This window comes from Buchnera aphidicola (Muscaphis stroyani) (assembly GCF_005080865.1).
Classification (GTDB): Bacteria; Pseudomonadota; Gammaproteobacteria; order Enterobacterales; family Enterobacteriaceae; genus Buchnera; species Buchnera aphidicola_AG.
The window spans coordinates 54,834-71,050 of sequence record NZ_CP034861.1 but is presented as its reverse complement, the minus strand read 5'-3'; the positions used below and the strand labels follow the sequence as shown (position 1 = coordinate 71,050).

General features: G+C 25.7%; 13 protein-coding genes, 3 tRNA genes and 1 pseudogene. 12 read left to right on the top strand and 5 right to left on the bottom strand.

Annotated elements, in window-relative coordinates; translation table 11 throughout:
- Window positions 1-74: 74 nt before the first annotated feature.
- Window positions 75-380, top strand: coding sequence for a flagellar hook-basal body complex protein FliE (gene fliE, locus D9V75_RS00330; protein WP_158343163.1), 306 nt, complete (start codon window positions 75-77; stop codon window positions 378-380).
- 176 nt (window positions 381-556) lie between these two features.
- On the opposite strand, the gene D9V75_RS00325 is transcribed toward fliE, so the two are convergent.
- Window positions 557-629: transfer RNA gene (locus D9V75_RS00325), tRNA-Ala, on the bottom strand.
- 167 nt (window positions 630-796) lie between these two features.
- Window positions 797-2,206, bottom strand: a complete 1,410-nt coding sequence (gene gltX, locus D9V75_RS00320) for a glutamate--tRNA ligase (protein WP_158343161.1) — start codon at window positions 2,204-2,206, stop codon at window positions 797-799.
- 195 nt (window positions 2,207-2,401) lie between these two features.
- On the opposite strand from gltX, the gene D9V75_RS00315 reads away from it, so the two are divergent.
- Window positions 2,402-2,477, top strand: a tRNA-Val gene (locus D9V75_RS00315).
- A 9-nt stretch (window positions 2,478-2,486) separates the two neighbouring features.
- Window positions 2,487-2,559, top strand: a tRNA-Lys gene (locus tag D9V75_RS00310).
- A gap of 20 nt (window positions 2,560-2,579) precedes the next feature.
- Here D9V75_RS00310 and ligA read toward each other — a convergent pair.
- On the bottom strand, window positions 2,580-4,592 hold the full coding sequence (ligA, locus tag D9V75_RS00305; RefSeq protein ID WP_158343160.1) for an NAD-dependent DNA ligase LigA: 2,013 nt from the start codon (window positions 4,590-4,592) through the stop codon (window positions 2,580-2,582).
- 237 nt (window positions 4,593-4,829) lie between these two features.
- Between ligA and cysK the strand changes: the two genes are divergently transcribed.
- From cysK to D9V75_RS03065, 5 genes and pseudogenes are all read left to right on the top strand, one after another.
- On the top strand, window positions 4,830-5,771 hold the full coding sequence (cysK, locus tag D9V75_RS00300) for a cysteine synthase A (RefSeq protein WP_158343158.1): 942 nt from the start codon (window positions 4,830-4,832) through the stop codon (window positions 5,769-5,771).
- Between the two features lie 169 nt (window positions 5,772-5,940).
- The gene (locus D9V75_RS00295) at window positions 5,941-6,198 is read left to right on the top strand and encodes an HPr family phosphocarrier protein (protein ID WP_158343156.1); all 258 of its coding nucleotides are present in this window, start codon (window positions 5,941-5,943) and stop codon (window positions 6,196-6,198) included.
- A 141-nt stretch (window positions 6,199-6,339) separates the two neighbouring features.
- The gene (gene ptsI, locus D9V75_RS00290) at window positions 6,340-8,073 is read left to right on the top strand and encodes a phosphoenolpyruvate-protein phosphotransferase PtsI (RefSeq protein WP_158343154.1); all 1,734 of its coding nucleotides are present in this window, start codon (window positions 6,340-6,342) and stop codon (window positions 8,071-8,073) included.
- Between the two features lie 26 nt (window positions 8,074-8,099).
- The gene (gene crr, locus D9V75_RS00285) at window positions 8,100-8,603 is read left to right on the top strand and encodes a PTS glucose transporter subunit IIA (RefSeq protein WP_158343151.1); all 504 of its coding nucleotides are present in this window, start codon (window positions 8,100-8,102) and stop codon (window positions 8,601-8,603) included.
- A gap of 71 nt (window positions 8,604-8,674) precedes the next feature.
- A pseudogene (locus D9V75_RS03065) lies at window positions 8,675-9,450 on the top strand (undecaprenyl-diphosphate phosphatase).
- A 52-nt stretch (window positions 9,451-9,502) separates the two neighbouring features.
- Here the strand turns inward: D9V75_RS03065 and D9V75_RS00275 are convergent.
- Window positions 9,503-10,750: a tRNA CCA-pyrophosphorylase gene (locus D9V75_RS00275; protein WP_158343149.1), complete on the bottom strand. Its 1,248-nt coding sequence runs from the start codon at window positions 10,748-10,750 to the stop codon at window positions 9,503-9,505.
- Window positions 10,751-10,944: 194 nt separating this feature from the next.
- Here D9V75_RS00275 and rfaE1 point away from each other — a divergent pair, with 194 nt between their 5' ends.
- Together rfaE1 and ribB are read left to right on the top strand one after the other, a co-directional pair.
- Window positions 10,945-11,907: a D-glycero-beta-D-manno-heptose-7-phosphate kinase gene (gene rfaE1 / locus D9V75_RS00270; protein ID WP_158343147.1), complete on the top strand. Its 963-nt coding sequence runs from the start codon at window positions 10,945-10,947 to the stop codon at window positions 11,905-11,907.
- Between the two features lie 279 nt (window positions 11,908-12,186).
- Window positions 12,187-12,822 (top strand): 3,4-dihydroxy-2-butanone-4-phosphate synthase, encoded by a 636-nt coding sequence (gene ribB, locus D9V75_RS00265; protein ID WP_158343145.1) that lies wholly within the window; start codon window positions 12,187-12,189, stop codon window positions 12,820-12,822.
- Window positions 12,823-12,862: 40 nt separating this feature from the next.
- On the opposite strand, the gene tsaD is transcribed toward ribB, so the two are convergent.
- On the bottom strand, window positions 12,863-13,876 hold the full coding sequence (gene tsaD, locus D9V75_RS00260; protein ID WP_158343143.1) for a tRNA (adenosine(37)-N6)-threonylcarbamoyltransferase complex transferase subunit TsaD: 1,014 nt from the start codon (window positions 13,874-13,876) through the stop codon (window positions 12,863-12,865).
- A gap of 227 nt (window positions 13,877-14,103) precedes the next feature.
- Between tsaD and rpsU the strand changes: the two genes are divergently transcribed.
- Window positions 14,104-14,319 (top strand): 30S ribosomal protein S21, encoded by a 216-nt coding sequence (gene rpsU / locus D9V75_RS00255; protein WP_158343130.1) that lies wholly within the window; start codon window positions 14,104-14,106, stop codon window positions 14,317-14,319.
- Window positions 14,320-14,408: 89 nt separating this feature from the next.
- Entirely contained in the window at window positions 14,409-16,169 is a 1,761-nt protein-coding gene (gene dnaG, locus D9V75_RS00250) for a DNA primase (RefSeq protein WP_158343128.1), read from the top strand.
- The last annotated feature ends 48 nt before the right edge of the window (window positions 16,170-16,217 follow it).

The following is a 16,217-nucleotide window of genomic DNA, read 5'->3' as shown; positions in this document are numbered from 1 at the left end:
ACAAAGCATGTGTCTTTTTTTAATATGTGATAGTATCTTAATATAAAATACAACTGTTTTACACAGAGGAAGATATGTTTATTAACAGCATTAACTATCAAAACAATAATACAAACATTGATTTTTTAGATAAAAAAGAAAAAAACAATTTAAAAAATAATAGTTTTTCTAGCTTTATAAACAAAGCATTAAAAGACATAAGCAACACTCAAAATCATGCAAAATTGAATTCTCAAAAATTTGAATTAAATCAATCTAATGTATCTCTTAATGATGTAATGATAGATCTACAAAAATCTTCTATTTCCATTCAAATGGCTATACAAATAAGAAATAAAATAGTTGCTGCTTACCAAGAAATTATGAATCAACAAGTATAATTTTTATAACTACTAATGTGCTATTTTCAGATTGTATTTGAAATGGCACATTAAATTAATTTTAAGCTTTTTAATAAATATAAAAATATTAATATTATTAATCACATCTATATACAAAAAAAATTTAAAAATTAATTATTTTGAAACATTATTTATCAATAAATTATAAAAATTTTTGGAGCTGGGCGGAATCGAACCGCCGACATCTTGCATGCCATGCAAGCACTCTTCCTTCTGAGTTACAGCCCCTGAAAGATTACAATATAAAAACGCAGTAAATCTGTCAATATTATTTTTTTTGATTTTTTAAATGAAAATATAAACACCTCTAAATTTTTAAAAATTTTACACTAACAAATCTAATTTATGTCAAACACTTTAAAAATAAAAATGTGATCTTGAATTTGAATTCAAATTTAAAAATTAACATTTTTAATATAATTGATAGCTTTATTAATTCTGATTAATGTTTTTTCTCTACCAATCAAGTACATAACAGTACTTATCCCAGGAGAATGTACATTTCCTGTAACCGAAACTCGTAAAATCATACTTATTTCTTTTTTTTTCATTTTAAATTTAATTGATATTTTATCAATTACTTTAGATAGTCCTTTTGTTTCCCAAAGATATAGAAAAAATATTTTTTTATACAATTCTTTTAAAACTAAAAAGTTATGGCATACTAAATATTTGTGAGCAGCTATTTTATCAAAATAACTAAAATCTTTATAAAAATAATGAGATGAATCTACTATTTGCTGAAATGTGTAGCATCTATTTTTAAATAATTCTATTATACACTCCACATTAGGTCCATTCTTGATATCAATATTTCTTTTTTTAAAATAAAACTTTAAACATTCAGATACATAATGAAATGGTAAATTGTTAATATAATGCCTATTGAGCCATAAAAGTTTTTTTTCGTTTATGATACTTGGAGATTTACTAATAAATTTCAAATTAAATAATTTTTTCATCTCTACTAAATCAAAAATTTCTTTGTCTCCATAAGACCATCCTAATCTGAGGATATAATTTAATAATGCTTCTGGTAAAAATCCATTCTCACGATATTCAATTATATTCATCGAATCTTTTCTCTTAGAAATTTTTTTTCCTGTTTCGTCAAGTATCATAGATACATGTGCATAAATAGGTATGTTAGCTTCTAAAGATTTTAAAATGTTAATTTGACGAGGAGTATTATTAATATGATCTTCGCCTCGAATAACATGAGTAACATTCATGTCTAAGTCATCTACTACAACACAAAAATTATAAGTAGGCATTCCATTTGAACGTTGGATAATTAAATCGTCTAATTCAGAATTATCAAAACTAATCCTACCTCTAATTTGATCACTAAAAATAACTTTCCCTGAAAGTGGATTTTTAAATCTAACTACATAATCTTGATTAAATCTTATTTCATTTTTTAAATTTCTACAAGTACCACTGTAACGTGGCTTTTTATTTTTAGAAATTTGGAATTCACGCTCTTTTTTTATTTTTTCAAACGAGCAATAACATTTATAAGCTTTTCCTTCATTTAACATTAATCGAATAACATTTTTATATCGATCTAATCTTTCAGATTGAAAGTACGGACCCTTATCCCAATTCAGTCCAAGCCATTTTAATCCACTCAAGATGGATTGAACAGACTCTAATGTAGAACGTTCAACATCTGAGTCTTCTATGCGCAGTAGAAATTTTCCATTATAATGACGCGCAAATAACCAAGAATACAAGGCAGTACGAATACTTCCAATATGCAAATTTCCAGTGGGACTTGGTGCAAAACGAGTTATTACTGTCATTTTTCCCTCAAATCATGAACATAGTTATTAATGTGATAAAAAGTTATATATATAGAATTAATTTTTCATAAAATTAATACGAAAAAGATTATACTTTGATCGTAATGATTAAAATTACAACAAACAAATGTTTTTTAATAAAAAAAGATTGACTCTGTTTTGTCTGTCTTTAAACTAATATAGTCAATGATAAAAAGGTGATTAGCTCAGTTGGTAGAGCTCCTCCTTTACACGGAGGAGGTCGGCGGTTCGAGTCCGTCATCACCTACCAAAAAATTTAGGGTCGTTAGCTCAGTTGGTAGAGCAGTTGACTTTTAATCAATTGGTCGCAGGTTCGAATCCTGCACGACCCAAAAATATTCATAAAATACTTTTATATATTAGATTTATTTATTAAAGAAACAAGTTTTGTCTCATTAAACATTTTAATTTTCATTTTTTTTGCTTTCAAAAATTTAGATCCAAAATTTTTCCCATAAATTAATAAATCTGTATTTTTAGAAATAGTATTTAAGATTTTAGCTCCTAATTCTGTTAGAATATGCTTTAAATCAGTTCTAGAATAAAATCTAAAAATACCAGTTAAAACAATCTTTTTTCCTAAAAAAAACGTGTTATTTTTATGCTTAAAAAGTGCATCTTCTCTTCTTCTAAAAACTATCCCTTTTTTTATCAAATTTAAAATTAATTTACGATTGGAAGGAATAGAAAAATAGTTGAATATATTGTTCGAAACAATCTTTCCTATTCCATTTATTGAACTTAATTCATTTAGATTAGAATTCATTAGTCTCTCTATTGTTTGAAACGAAACGGCAATTTTTTTAGACATAGTCTCGCCTATGCAAGGTATACCTAAAGCATAAACAAAACGTTTAAAAGAAGTTTTTTTACATTTTTCGATAGCATCAATGATTCTGACACTAGTTTTTTCCCCTAATTTATCTACATTCATCAAACTAGAACGAGTCAAGTTAAAAAAATCTACTGGATTTTCTACATATTTCTTTGCAATTAATTGGTTAATAACCTTATATCCTAAATTTTTTGCATTCAAAGCTTGTTTCGAAAAAAAATGATGCAATGCTTTTTTTTTCTGAGCGTCACATGTTAAACCTGCATGACAACGTATGATTTTATCATTTTTATTCTCCAATAATTCTGAATTACATATAGGGCAAAAATGAGGGAATAAAATTTTTTTTGAATTTTTTAACCTTTTACTTGCTATTACACTTATAATTTTTGGAATTACATCACCTGACCTACGAACTAATATAGAATCCCCGATGTGCAAATCAAGTCTTTGTATTTCTTTTTTGTTATGTAATGAAGATCTTTGAATTTTAACTCCAGAAATAATAATCGGTTCAAAGCATGCTACCGGAGTAATGATACCTGTTCTACCTACTTGAAATTTAACATCTTTTAATATTGTAATTTGCTCCTTGGTCTGAAATTTAAAAGCAATAGCCCATTTGGGAGCTTTGGAGCTTGACCCTAATTTATTTTGAAATTCAATGGAATCTACTTTTATTACAATTCCATCTATATGAAAATCTAAAAAATGACGATTGCTTTCAATTTTTTGATAAAATTTAAACACTTCTTTATAATTTAGACATATTTTAGTATTTTCATCAACCGGAAAACCCCAAGATTTACATTTCATTAATCTTTCATAATGACTTGTAAATTGTTCTAATCCATCAAAAAAACCATATCCATGACATAAAAACATTAAATTTCTTTGATCATTTATATTGATATTAATTTTACGCAATATACCTGCAGCTGCATTTCGAGGATTGGAAAAATTATTTGTTTTTTTTAAATTATAAAAATTAGATTTTAAAATAAATATTTCTCCACGAACTTCTAACCTTTTAGGTACATCTGATCCTTTTAATTTCTTTGGAATAGATTTAATCATTCTAGCATTATCAGTAATATTTTCACCATAGCAACCATCTCCTCTAGTGCTTGCCCTTGATAAAACTCCATTTTCATAAATAATGCTGATCGCTATACCGTCTATTTTCAGCTCACAACAAAAAACTAATGACTGATTCATATTATTAAGATTTTTTTTAACTCTTTTTTCAAAATTCAAATATCCATTTAAGTCGAAAACGTTATCTAAAGATAACATAGGAAAAAAATGCATTGATTTTTTTGATTGAATAAGCAAATTAGAACCTACTTTTTGAGTAGGTGAATCTGAAGTAATAAGTTCTTTATTTTGACGTTCTAAATTATACAACTTATCAAACAGATAATCATATTCTGCATCAGAAACAATTGATTTGTTTAATGTATGATAAGAATATTCGTATTTTAAAATATTTTTACGTAGTTTTTTTATCTTATTTTTAATAGATTTCATAAATATGTTACACATTCAAAAAATAAAAAAATTAAAATTCAATTATCTCAAACTTTCAGAACTAATAATATTAGTATTTATTAATATTTTGTATTATATAATTTTATGTATAATTTTCGAACTAAAGTTTTTAATTTAATATGCAATATAGAAATAATTTATTAGTAATTAATAAAATTGTAATCATCTATACAGTTGTTTCTTAACAAATAAATTTTTAAATAAAAACAGGAAAAAATGATTAAAATATATAAAGATAATTCTCTAACTATTGGAAATACACCTTTAATTTGTTTAAACAGAATAGGAAATAAAAATATTTTAGTAAAAGTAGAATCTAGAAATCCAAGTTTTAGTGTAAAATGTCGTATTGGTGCTAACATGATATGGAATGCAGAAAAAAAAGGATATTTAAGAAAAAATATTGAATTAATAGAAGCTACTAGTGGAAATACTGGAATTGCACTTGCTTATGTTGCAGCAGCTAGAAATTATAAATTAACTCTTACCATGCCTGACACAATGTCTATTGAAAGACAAAAAATATTAAAAGCTTTAGGGGCTAATCTAGTTTTGACAGATGGTCAATGTGGTATGAAAGGCGCTATTCTAAAATCTGAAGAAATAGTGTCTCACAATCCAAAAAAATATTTTTTATTAAAACAATTTGAAAATCCTTCTAATCCTGAAATTCATGAAAAAACAACTGGACCAGAAATCTGGAAAGATTCCAATGGAATGATAGATGTATTAGTATCTGGAGTTGGAACAGGCGGTACTATTACTGGCATTACAAGATATATTAAAAATATTAAAAATAAAAAAAATTTTATTAGTGTTGCTGTTGAACCTTGCGAATCACCTGTAATTACACAGACGTTATCAGGAAAAAAAATAGTTCCAGGATCTCATAAAATTCAAGGTATTGGAGCTGGTTTTATTCCAAAAAACTTAGAATTAAAATTAATTGATTTAGTGGTTACAGTGTCTATTGAAGAATCTATATTTGCAGCTCAACAATTAATGAAAAAAGAAGGAATATTATCCGGAATTTCTTCCGGAGCAGCTTTAGCTGCTGCATTAAAAATGCAAAAAAACAGAAATTATAGAAACAAAAAAATAGTAGTAATACTGCCTTCTTCAGGAGAGCGCTATTTAAGTACAGAGCTTTTTGAATGAAAAAACCGAAAAAATATAAATTTAATCGCTTAAACGCTCTTAAAAGAGTATTTTTATTAAAAAATAATATCTAAAGATAATAATTATTAACGTTTTAATACTTTATAAAAATTTTTTATAAAATATAAATATATTATATCTCATGCTCTCAATAATTAGGGGAATTAAAATGTTTCAAAATCAAATTACAATTACAGCTCCACACGGTTTACATACTCGTCCTGCAGCTCAATTTGTTAAAGAAGCTAAAAAATTTAACTCTGAAATTTCCATTCTTTATAAAGGAAAATCCGCAAACGCAAAAAGTCTTTTTAAGATCCAAACATTGGGTTTAGTTAAAGGAAGTCTTGTCGTATTATCCGCAGAAGGTGAAGACGAAAAACAAGCAATTGAACATTTATCAAAAATAATGACAGAATTAGAGTGATTGATAAAATTTTTATAAATTTCATAATACCGGAGGTTATATAATACTTCCGGATTTTTATATAAAAATAAAAAAATGTTTTTCTAACATTTTATGTTTTTCTTTGTCTGAATAAATAAACTTTATATTAAAGGCAATGCAATGATTTCAGGTATTTTAGCATCACCGGGTATAGTTTTTGGTCCCGCTTTTTTATTAAAAGAAGAAAAAATTATTATTCAAAAAAAAACAATCACTGTTGAACAAATTGAATCAGAAATAAAAAAATTTTTTGACAGTCGAAATCAATCAATACAACAACTAACAGAAATCAAAATTAAAACAGGAGAAAAATTTGGTAAAAAACAAGAAAGCATTTTTGAAGGTCATATTATGCTTTTAGAAGATGAAGAGTTAGAGCAAGAAATTGTTTCTTTAATCACAAAAAAAAATAAATCTGCAGCAGCTGCCGCGGAATTTGTTATTGAATCACAAGCTAAAGCATTAGAAAAGATAAAAGACGAATATTTAAAAAACAGAGCTATTGACGTAAGAGACATTGGTCGTCGTTTATTAAAAAATATACTCAAAATAAATGTTGTCGATTTGAATTCTATTCAGCATAAAGTAATTTTGATTGCAAAAGACTTAACTCCATCAGAAACGGCTCAAATTAATTTTAAGAATGTTTTAGGATTTATCACAGATCTAGGAAGTCAAACATCTCATACCTCTATCATGGCAAAATCATTGGAGATACCAGCAATTGTAGGAACTGGAAATATTACGAATATAGTAAAAAATAATGATTTCATCATATTAGACTGCATAAACAATCAAATTTTAGTGAATCCATCCGAAGAGCTTATCTATAAAAAGAAAAAAATAAAAACATTATATACATCAAAAATAAATCAATTAAAAATTTTAAAAAATTTAAAAGCTACAACAATTGATGGAAAAAAAATTAAAATTGGTTCCAATATTGGTAATGTTCAAGATATTTATTCTGCAAAAAAAAATGGCGCCGAATGCATAGGTCTTTATAGAACTGAATTTTTGTTTATGGGTCGAAAAAACTTTCCTACTGAAAACGAACAGTTTCAAGCCTATAAAAAAATTGCTGAATTAATGAAAAATAAAAAAGTCATTATAAGAACGATGGATATTGGAGGAGATAAAGATCTCCCATATATGAATTTGCCAAAAGAAGAAAATCCTTTTCTTGGATGGCGAGCTATAAGAATTTTAATGGACAGAAAGGAAATGCTGCATACACAATTAAAAGCGATTCTTAGAGCATCTGCTTTTGGTAAAATATGTATTTTATTTCCAATGATTATATCAGTTGAAGAAATCAGACTATTAAAAATTGAAATTGAACATCTCAAATCACAATTAAATCATAACAATATAAAATTTGATGAAAAAATTAAAATTGGAATAATGATAGAAACACCTTCTTCAGCAATTATATCTCACTATTTAATAAAAGAAGTTGATTTTTTTAGCATCGGAACCAATGATTTAACACAATATACTTTAGCTGTAGACAGGGGAAATGATTTAATTTCAAAATTATACAAACCAATGCATCCGTCTGTTTTAAATCTAATTCAGAAAGTTATCAATGTTTCCCATGTACATAAAAAATGGACTGGAATGTGCGGAGAACTTGCGGCAGACGAACGAGCTACCGTTTTATTGCTGGGGATGGGATTAGACGAGTTTAGTATGAGTTCTATTAGTATACCTAAAATTAAAAAAATTATTCGAAGCATATCATTCAAAGATGCTCAAGAATTAGCTAAAGAAGCTTTAACTTTACCTACTGAAAAAGAAATACTAAATTTAATAGAGAAATTCATGAAAAGTCAGGCAATTAACAGAAGTTAAATAAAAATATCATTTAGGAGAAAAAAATGAGCATCTTTTCTAATTTTTTTAAGGAAAAAACATCTAATTTTTCTAAAAAGATAGAAATATTTGCCCCTATATCAGGTTGTATAGTAAATTTAGAAGATGTACCAGATGTTGTTTTTTCTCAAAAAATTGTAGGTGATGGAATAGCTATTCAACCGTCAGGAAATAAAATAGTTTCACCAGTTAATGGAACTATTAATAAAATATTAGATAGCATGCATGCTTTTTCAATTATTTCAGAAGATGAAGTGGAATTATTCGTACACTTTGGAATTGATACAGTCAAACTAAAAGGAAAAGGATTTAAAAAAATAGCAAAAAATAAACAAAAAGTTAAAATAGGAGAAGATATTATTAGCTTTGATTTGAATTTTATAAAAAAAAATGCTCCATCTATATTAACTCCAGTAATAATTTCTAATATAGAAAATTTTAAGAAAATTAAAAAATCATCGGGCATAATTACTGAAGGAAAAACAATTATTATGTCTTTGTACAATTAATTGTTAATTGAAAACGGTGCTATTTTAGTACCGTTTTTCTAAGAAAACAAATTAATAAAAAAGGAGAAAAAATGTATTATCCAATTAGTAGTATTTATATTGCATTTATTGGATTAGTGGGAGGAATCATAGAATTTTTTCCAATTTCATCTACAGCACATATGATTATCATTAATAATTGGTTAAATATCGAAAATAAATATACGAATATAATAGAAATTTTTGTTCAACTCGGATCTTCTATAGGAATATTTCTATTTTTTTATAAAAAATTTAAAAAAATGACATATATCCAACATGGATATGTTTTAATTACTATTTTTCCTACAATACTTTTAGGTTTTTTTTTTACAGAAAAATCAAGTCTTTTTATCATCCTGTCAACATTATGTACTCATTAATATTAGGCGGTTTATTTTTAATTATTGCTGAAATATTTAAACCAAAAAAACATAAAATATTCAAAATATATGATATAAATTTTATTCAATCAATAATTATTGGATGTGTTCAAGCTTTATCTTTATACCCTGGTTGCTCAAGATCTGGAGTGACTATTGCTACTGGAGTGCTATTAGGATTTACACGCAAAGTTGCAATAGAATTTTCATTTATCAGTTCCGTTCCGTTATTAATGGGAGCGTCTTTTTTTGAAATTTTTAATAACACTAAAAATTTAGAAATACTTAATTTTTCAACTTTGTTTATTGGCTTTTTTATGTCGTTGCTTATTTCTATTTTTTTTATAAATAAAATATTAAATGTAACTGAGAAAATTTCACTAATATGGTTTGGATTTTATCGTTTTCTTATATCTGGATTAATTTATTTTAAATTGTTAAATTAGAATTTAATGATTTATAATATTATTTTTTAAAAAAAATATTTGTCTAATTTAATTAAAAATTATATTTTACAGTGTATTTAGAACGCCATAAATCTAATTTTTTAACTCTTAAACGATTAAGTTCTTTTTTGATTTCATATCCTTTAAATCCTTTATTTAGAATTGATTGAATAGAAATATTTTGAATAATGGAAAAAGCTATTTTTAAAAAAGAATGAGAATTTAAATACAACTTATGAGATTGAAATAAACTTTTTGAATTAAAATTACTTAAAAACGATAAAACATTTACACGATCTGGTTTTCTCCAAGCATCGATTCGCAATAATAAAATAACAATATTTTTAGAAGATTGATAATGTATAGTACTTAAAAAATTATAAAATCCAGCGCTCAAAACTGCTATATCTCTTATGTTAGAAGGTACATTAAGACGTTGACATAATTTTTTTACAATATAAGCTGAGTGAGAATCATGAAATATTGTCATGGAATTAAAAAAATTTTTGTCAATATAAGAGCTAGACACAAATTGACATAAATAAGAAAAACGTATACTTACGTCTTTATTTAATGAAGAAATTTTAGATAATCCCATTATAGGGTTTTTTCTATTCTTTCGATGTAAACTGTTGAAATTCAAAAAAAAATTTTTTTTACAAAAATAATGTATTTCTGGAAATATAAACTTTAAAGCTTTACAGTCATTCAAAATTTGAAAATAAACATGAGGATGAAAAGTTTTTAAAGCTTTCTTTGTTTCATTCCATATTCTATTTGAAGTTAAATATGATAATTCCTTTTTTTTTACCATGATTTTCATCAGCTCTATTGTTTCTTTAGCAACACAAAAACCTAAATGAGCTAAAGAAGCAGCAAATCTCGCTGTTCTTAAAATACGAAGCGGATCCTCTATAAAAGACTCTGAAACATGTCGTAATAAACGATATTTAATATCTTTTATTCCTTGAAAAGGATCAATATAATTACCATTTTCGTCTTGAGCAATTGCGTTAATTGTTAAATCTCTTCTAATTAAATCTTCTTCTAAGGTGATATCTTTGTTAGAAATCGTATTAAAACCAAAATAACCTACTCCATTCTTTCTGTCCGTTCTTGCTAGTGCGTATTCTTCGTGCGTTTTTGGATGCAAAAAAACTGGAAAATCTTTTCCTACTTGTTGAAAATTTTTGTCTAATAACATTTTTTTTGTCCCTCCAACTACTACCCAGTCTTTATCTTGAAATGGTAAATTAAGCAAAGAATCTCGTACAGCTCCTCCTACTAGATATATTTTCATTAAATATTCTCATAAAAAATAAATTTTGTTAAATAAAAGTAATTTATATTGTTTAATAGTAAAATCCTGTAATAATGTTTTATATAATATAAAAATTATAATATTTTTAATATAAAAAGATCATTTTTTAATTTTCGAATAAATAGTATAATTATTAAAATAATCAAAATAATTTAAGTTTAATAGAGAGATTTATGAAAAAAAAAATAATTAATTTTAAAAACGCATCAGTTCTTGTTGTTGGTGACGTTATTTTAGATTGCTATTGGTATGGCAAAAATTATCATATTTTATCTAAAAAATCTGAACCTATTATGCCTATTAAAAAAACAAAAGAACAACCCGGAGGAGCTGCAAATGTTGCTAAAAATATAGCGGATATAGGTGCTTTTTCTAAAATTATTGGATGTATTGGAATGGATTATGAAGGATTAATGTTAAAAAAACTATTAAATCATTCAAATATTTTTTCTGACTTAATTATTGTTAAAAATAATAAAACTATTACAAAAATTAGAGTTTTATCAAAAAAAAAACCACTAATGCGTTTAGATTTTCAAGAAAAGTACTTTTTTCAATGCAATAACATATTATATGAAAAAATATTACGCTCATTATCATTTTTTAAAGTTTTAATACTTTCTGATTATGACAAAGGAACTTTAGTTGATATTAAAAAAATTATCTCATTGGCAAAGAAAATGTCAGTTCCTATACTCATAGATCCTAAAGGAATGGATTTTACAAAATACTCTGGAGCGAGTTTAATTACCCCTAATTTATCCGAATTTGAAAAAATAGTAGGAACGTGTAAAGAAGAAAAGCAACTGTTAAAAAAAGGAACAGAGTTAATGCTTCAGTTGAATTTATCTGCATTATTAGTCACTCGATCAGAACACGGAATGAATTTATTTCAACCAAACAAAAAACCGATACATTTTCCAGCTACATCAAATATAGCACATGACGTTACTGGCGCAGGAGACACTGTGATTTCAGTAATAGCAGCTTCTTTAGCTCAAGGACTTTCTTTAGAGGAGTCGTGTTTTTATGCAAATGTAGGAGCTTCTATAGTTGTTCAAAAAATAGGGACTAAAACGCTTTCTATAAATGAACTAAACGAAGCCTTATATTATCAATCTCGAAAAAAAATTTAAAATATTTATTTTTTACATGATGTAAATTAATATACTTTAATAATTTTATAATATTAATTTCTTTTAAAAAAAATTTATGATAAATAGTTTTATATCTAAATATAAAAATTAATATTTAGATATAAAAATTTTTTATCTAAAAATCTTTTTACGCTAAAATTCAGTCTTTTATTTTTTTTAAGATGTAATTAAAAACAGATATTATTTTGAACAATTTTTTAAAATATTAAACTTATAAATTTTCGATTTAATTAATTTATTTTTTTTGAGGTTTTCAGAATGAATCAAAAACTACTATCTCAATTTGGAACTTCTAGAGAAAGAATTGAAAAAGCAATATCAGCCTTGCAGTCTGGAAAAGGAATTATTATTTTAGATGACGAAAAACGTGAAAACGAAGGTGATCTTGTTTTTTCATGCAACATGACAGTCAAACAAATGGCTTTAACTATTCGTTATGGAAGCGGTATTGTCTGTCTTTGTATAACTGAATCAAAAAGAAAACAATTAGATTTGCCTATGATGGTCAAAAAAAATACTAGCGCGTATCGAACAGGATTTACGGTAACTATAGAGGCTTCTAGTGGAATTTCTACTGGAGTTTCAGCTCAAGATAGATTAACTACTATCCAAGCAGCAGCATCAGATCATGCTAAGCCAAGTGATTTAAACAGACCAGGACATGTATTTCCTCTAAGAGCTCATACAGGAGGCATTTTATCTAGAGCAGGACATACTGAAGCTGCTATTGAAATTGTTTCCCTTGCTGGATTTAAGCCATTAGGAATAATTTGTGAATTAACTAATAGAGATGGATCTATGTCTCGAACACCTGAAATCATAGAATTTTCCAAACATTATCAAATGACAGTTGTGACTGTTAAAGATCTTATCTTATATATTAAAAATCAATAAAATAAATAATTAAACTATGTTTAATAAAAAAAATAATTAATTATATTTGACTTACTTTAGTAATAGACCAATTTGGTTTAACTAATATTTCTGATTGACATATTTTGGATTCTTTATTGCGTAACAAACCTAAATATGCAATCATTGCTCCATTATCAGTGCAAAATTTTGGATGAGCATAAAATACTTCTCCATTAAAAAAATTTTTCATCATTATTTCTGCATTTTTTCTTAAAACCATGTTAGCACTCACTCCACCCGCTATCACTAAACGTTTCCATTTTTTTTTCTGCAATGCTTTTTTAGTTTTAATTAGTAAAATATCAATCACTGCATCTTCAAAAGCTCTAGCAATGTTTGCTTTATCTTGGATATTTAAAAAATTATTATTAATAATTTTTGCAGCATGAGTTTTCAATCCTGAAAAGCTAAAATTTAAGCTTGCATGGTTTATCATAGGTCGAGGAAAATGAAATTTGTTTCTCAATCCTCTACAAGCTAAACGAGAAAGATTAGGTCCTCCTGGGTATTTTAATCCTAATAATTTTGCGGTCTTATCAAACGCTTCTCCTGCTGCATCATCTAAAGAATTTCCGAGTAATTCATATTTTCCTAATTTATGAGCTCCAATCAGTTGAGTGTGTTTTCCAGAAACTAATAAACCAATAAATGGAAATTTAATTGACTTATTTTCTAACATTGGTGATAATAAATGCGCTTCCATGTGATTAACAGGAATAATTGGAAGATTCAAAGATAATGCCAATGAACAAGCAAAAGTTGCTCCTACTAATAAAGAGCTCACTAAACCAGGTCCCGCGGTATACGAAATTAAATCTATTTTATTCATAAATTTCTTTTTTATAAAAATTTTTTCAATTAAATCAACCATTTTTTTCATATGCTCTCTAGAAGCTATCTCAGGAACAATACCTCCAAAATTAAAATTTAATTTATTTTGATTTTTTAACTCATTAATTAGTAATCCTTCTTTGCTATCATAAATGGATACACCTGTATCATCACATGAAGTTTCGATGCCTAATACTTTCATTGATCTTATATACCTTTATAATAAATTAAATAAAAATAAAAAAAATACGTTTTACACTAATTTTAAATTAATGCTATTCTAAACTAAAAGATTTTTAGAACAAAGCTCTAATGAGTAATTTCATAAAAATTTTTTAATTAAAAATGATATTAGTGGTTTAATTCTAAAAAATTTTAAAATAAGTATTTTAGTTTTTAAACAAAATAAATTATTAAGGTAAAATTAAAATGCCAGTAATAAAAGTACGTGAAAATGAACCCTTTGATGTTGCGCTTAGACGCTTTAAAAGATCTTGTGAAAAAGCTGGTATTTTGGCTGAAATTCGTCGAAGAGAATTTTATGAAAAACCAACTACAGAACGAAAAAGAGCTAAAGCTTCAGCAATTAAACGTTTGTCAAAAAAACTCACAAGAGAAAATGCAAGACGCATTCGAATGTATTAACATATTTTTTAGTAAAAAATCAAAATAAAAAAATTTTTAAAAACCGTTCTTAAATTAAGAACGGCAACTAATTTTGTATATAGAAATTTATGCCCATTAAAATACCTAAACATTTTATCAATGAATTACTATATCGAACTGATATTGTTGAACTCATTCACGCTCGTCTTATATTGAAAAAAAAAGGCAAAAACTATCAAACTAATTGCCCTTTTCATCATGATAAAACTCCATCGTTTACAGTTAGTTATGAAAAACAATTTTATTATTGCTTTGGATGCAAAGCGCATGGAAATGCCATTGACTTTTTAATGAATTACGAACACTTAAATTTTATAGAAAGCATTGAAGAACTAGCTGCAAGTAATGGAATTGAAATACCTTCTAAAAAAAATGAATATGAAAATCAAAATTATATAAAAAGAAAAAAATTGTATTTTTTAATGAATGAAATGTCTAAACTATATCAAAAAAATCTTCTATCCACAAATGCTGCTTGCAATTATTTAGCTCATAGAGGAATTAGCAAAAATATAATAAATTTTTTTTCCATTGGATTCTCAAGTTTTAAATGGTTTGATTTTTTAAAAAAACTAAAAATCAGCAAAAATTTTGAAAACGAATTATTAGAGTATAATATTATTTCAATGAATCAAAATGGTTCTAAATATGATTCTTTTAGAGGGCGAATCATCTTTCCTATACATGATCGAAAAGGTACAATTATTGCTTTTGGAGGTCGCTCAATACAACAAAAAGTTTTACCAAAATATCTTAATTCTCCTGAAACCGACATTTTTAACAAAGGAAGACAAATTTATGGTTTATATCAAGTTAAAAAAAAGTTTATAAAACCAGAATATCTATTAATTGTAGAAGGTTATATTGATGTTATAACATTAACAGAATATAATATTCTCTACGCGGTATCATCATTAGGAACGGCTACTACAAAAGATCATATTCAACTTCTTTTTAGAAATACCGACACAATTATATATTGTTATGATGGCGATACCGCAGGAAAAAATGCAGCCTGGAGATCTTTAAAAGTTGCTTTACCATATATATCTGATAAAAAAACAATTAAATTTATACTACTTCCTAACAACGAAGATCCAGATACAATTGTTAGAAAAGAAGGAAAGGAAAAATTCCAAATTCGTATTAAAAATGCTTTAACTTTATCAAATTTTTTTTTTAAAAACATATTAAAAAATATAAATTTATCATCTAAAGATGATAAATTTCGATTAAGCGTTACTGCTTTGCCTTTAATCAATCAAATTTCTAGTTCCACTATAAGAATTTATCTTCGACAAATATTAGCCAGAAAAATAGGAATTTTGGAAGATAGTCAATTTGAAAAATTTTTGTACGAAATGGAAATAAAAAATAAAAAAATAAAAACATTTCAAATAAAAAGAACTCCAATGCGAATTTTAATTGGACTTCTTGTGCAAAATCCAAATTTAGCTAAAATAACTCCGTCAATGGAAAAAATAAAAAATCTAAAATTAAAAGGACTGCCTATTTTTATAGAATTACTTCAAACATGCATAAATTTTCCAAATTTAAATACAGGTCAATTATTAGAATTATACAGAAACAAAAAAATATTTAACGTTTTAAAAATTTTAGCTAGATGGGATCATATGATTATTCCAGAAGAAATTCAAAATATGTTTATAGATTTATTATCAAACATGAAAAAAAAAATTCTTGAGGAAAGACAAGAATATTTAATTTCTCAAGAACGCATCAAAGGTTTAAATATAAAAGAAAAACAGGAAATTTGGTTAATTAATAAAAAATTATCAAAAAAATTATATAAAATTTATAATCGTTAGACACTTAAAAACATTTTAATAAACTTTTAAATTATTTAAAATAACTCT

Excerpts from the sequence above, each read along its gene's own strand:
- cysK (WP_158343158.1), top strand. The coding sequence starts at position 4,830 with ATGATTAAAATATATAAAGATAATTCTCTAACTATTGGAAATACACCT.
- rpsU (WP_158343130.1), top strand. The coding sequence starts at position 14,104 with ATGCCAGTAATAAAAGTACGTGAAAATGAACCCTTTGATGTTGCGCTT.
- fliE (WP_158343163.1), top strand. The coding sequence starts at position 75 with ATGTTTATTAACAGCATTAACTATCAAAACAATAATACAAACATTGAT.
- D9V75_RS00275 (WP_158343149.1), bottom strand. The coding sequence starts at position 10,750 with ATGAAAATATATCTAGTAGGAGGAGCTGTACGAGATTCTTTGCTTAAT.
- tsaD (WP_158343143.1), bottom strand. The coding sequence starts at position 13,876 with ATGAAAGTATTAGGCATCGAAACTTCATGTGATGATACAGGTGTATCC.
- ptsI (WP_158343154.1), top strand. The coding sequence starts at position 6,340 with ATGATTTCAGGTATTTTAGCATCACCGGGTATAGTTTTTGGTCCCGCT.
- gltX (WP_158343161.1), bottom strand. The coding sequence starts at position 2,206 with ATGACAGTAATAACTCGTTTTGCACCAAGTCCCACTGGAAATTTGCAT.
- dnaG (WP_158343128.1), top strand. The coding sequence starts at position 14,409 with ATGCCCATTAAAATACCTAAACATTTTATCAATGAATTACTATATCGA.
- ligA (WP_158343160.1), bottom strand. The coding sequence starts at position 4,592 with ATGAAATCTATTAAAAATAAGATAAAAAAACTACGTAAAAATATTTTA.
- D9V75_RS00295 (WP_158343156.1), top strand. The coding sequence starts at position 5,941 with ATGTTTCAAAATCAAATTACAATTACAGCTCCACACGGTTTACATACT.
- ribB (WP_158343145.1), top strand. The coding sequence starts at position 12,187 with ATGAATCAAAAACTACTATCTCAATTTGGAACTTCTAGAGAAAGAATT.
- crr (WP_158343151.1), top strand. The coding sequence starts at position 8,100 with ATGAGCATCTTTTCTAATTTTTTTAAGGAAAAAACATCTAATTTTTCT.
- rfaE1 (WP_158343147.1), top strand. The coding sequence starts at position 10,945 with ATGAAAAAAAAAATAATTAATTTTAAAAACGCATCAGTTCTTGTTGTT.